The organism is Rubrilithobacter danxiaensis (genome assembly GCF_047272945.1).
Taxonomy (GTDB): domain Bacteria; phylum Bacteroidota; class Bacteroidia; order Sphingobacteriales; family Sphingobacteriaceae; genus Rubrolithibacter; species Rubrolithibacter danxiaensis.
The window spans coordinates 1-2,121 of record NZ_JBKOPS010000031.1; the positions used below are offsets into that span (position 1 = coordinate 1).

General features: G+C 34.0%; 2 protein-coding genes. Both read left to right on the forward strand.

Annotated features, from left to right (window positions below):
* Positions 1-342: 342 nt before the first annotated feature.
* The gene (locus ACLCDL_RS17840) at positions 343-930 is read left to right on the forward strand and encodes a hypothetical protein (RefSeq protein WP_423149771.1); all 588 of its coding nucleotides are present in this window, start codon (positions 343-345) and stop codon (positions 928-930) included.
* A 259-nt stretch (positions 931-1,189) separates the two neighbouring features.
* The gene (locus ACLCDL_RS17845; protein ID WP_423149772.1) at positions 1,190-1,939 is read left to right on the forward strand and encodes a DUF4595 domain-containing protein; all 750 of its coding nucleotides are present in this window, start codon (positions 1,190-1,192) and stop codon (positions 1,937-1,939) included.
* Positions 1,940-2,121: the final 182 nt, after the last annotated feature.

Consider the following 2,121-nt stretch of genomic DNA (forward strand, 5'->3'; position numbering starts at 1 on the left):
GTACCTTAGTATAATTAGAAATGGAGGTAAGCTCTCAGAAATAACAAACTTGATTACAACTATTTAAATTAAAATATAAGCGTTAGCTATCGGTTCTTGTCTTAGAAACCTAGGAAATTTCAGAGTACAACAAGAACAGATGAGTTCAACGCCCATGCGATAAGCGTGGGTGCTGACTTGTTTGTTGTTGTACGGTCTCCTAGGGCCTCTAAGACGCAAACCAAGCTCAGTCCTGCGCTTATTGTGTTTATTAACCCACCGATTTAGGACTATTCGGAGTCTTTAAATTTTATGGACATAATCAATACCTCTTGCCCTAGCTGTAAAAGGACCTATAGAGTGTTGTCTAACTCGTCAATGACCTTCTCCTGCTCACCCTGCAATTTAAAGGTTCAGTTTGATCTTCAGGGTAACTCAGAAGTATATAAAAAAGTTCCAGCCCAAACCACTGTTAACCATACTCCCTCAGTTAAGCCAGATCCAAAACCTGTTAAACCGTCACAAAGTTTTATCAATATGATAAGGGTTTTGATGCAGTCAAAACAACACTCCATTACTAATTCTGACTACAATAAAATCCGTAATGGCGATACATCGTTCTATATTATTTCTGAGATGACATTTAAGAATTTCAATGTTATCAAACAGACTGAACCATTCAGCGATCAAAAAATGATTGAGATATCAAAAGAAGGTAAAACAATGGTAATTGGAACTGAATCACAACAAACTGAATATCGAAAGACCTCTTCAATTGAGCTTACAGACTACAATGGAAATAAGCTTCTTCATTGGAAAGTAGAGAATCAAAATAAAGAAGCTTTTACTGTTGTGAAACTTCTTTCTCCTGATGGATTTCTGCAACTGAAACTCATTACTGCAGATGAGAGTACTCAATTCATTTATAACGTTTGTGAACTACCAAATTAAAATTTTCAGTATGACAGTACTCATAATTATAGGAGCAGGTATAGCTCTGATGCTAATCATAAAAGGAATAATTGCCACTACAAAGGAAATCAAAAACAAATAAAAAACATGGGAACATTCATTGGGGCTATAGTAGCTCTTGTAATACTAAAGTTTGCTTACAGCTTAATATTTGAGCAGGATAAGTTTGATAAAGACGGCAACTATAGGAACTAATCGAAGCTAAATCAATATTAAAAATCAATTAACAATCACAATTATGAAACACGTTTTATTATTAATGTTATCAGCATCGCTGATGTTAGGCTCATGTTCTAAAAATGAAGAAGTTACTGACAGTACTCCTAAAACTACAGAATGCAAGATTGCTTCTATCAAAACCAAATCTCTAACATCTGATGGTATGAGAGATTCTTCTGTTTGGCAAACAGAAAGTTATAGTTATGATGATAAGGGAAGGTTATCTAAAATCCATACAGTTTCAACAGAATTCATTGCTGATCATTTATATGAATATCAAGCTGATAAAATTATAGTTGATGGCAAGGAGAAATTCAGTCTTGATGCACAAGGAAGGATATCGGGCATGATAGAACCTTATACTGGCAATCCTATCACCTTTACTTATAACGCTGAAGGTTACTTAAGTGAAATGAATATGCCTAAATCTGGAAACACAGCATCGTTTACTTATACAGATGGGAACTTAACAAAGGTTGTTAAAGGTTCTACAACCTTCAATATTTCATATACAAATGAGCCTTTAAAGAATGACCTCCTGTATGGATATATATTTAAAAATGTTTTTTCTATGTATGATTTTAGCCCGTCGCTCGTGTCTCAATTTCTTGGAAAAGCTTCAAAGAATTCTATCAGTAAGATTGAAGTTAGTCCAAAGTCCCAATTTATATCAGATGTTGAATTCACTTACAATAAAGATGCAGATGGAAATGTAACTTCCTTCAAGGCTGGTAACATGGGATATGATCTGACTTATAACTGTCAATAAGCGTTATTGATGAAATTAAGTAGATTATAATTTAAAAGCTAAAACAGGTAAGGGTACTCATTAGAGTGCCCTTATTACAAGATGTTGTATATTTTAAAGCTGTAAGCTAAGTTCTTTTTCTACTTCTTTACTTATTCCTTCTATCCACGGTAGGTTCTTTACACTGTTAAGGTTACAAACGA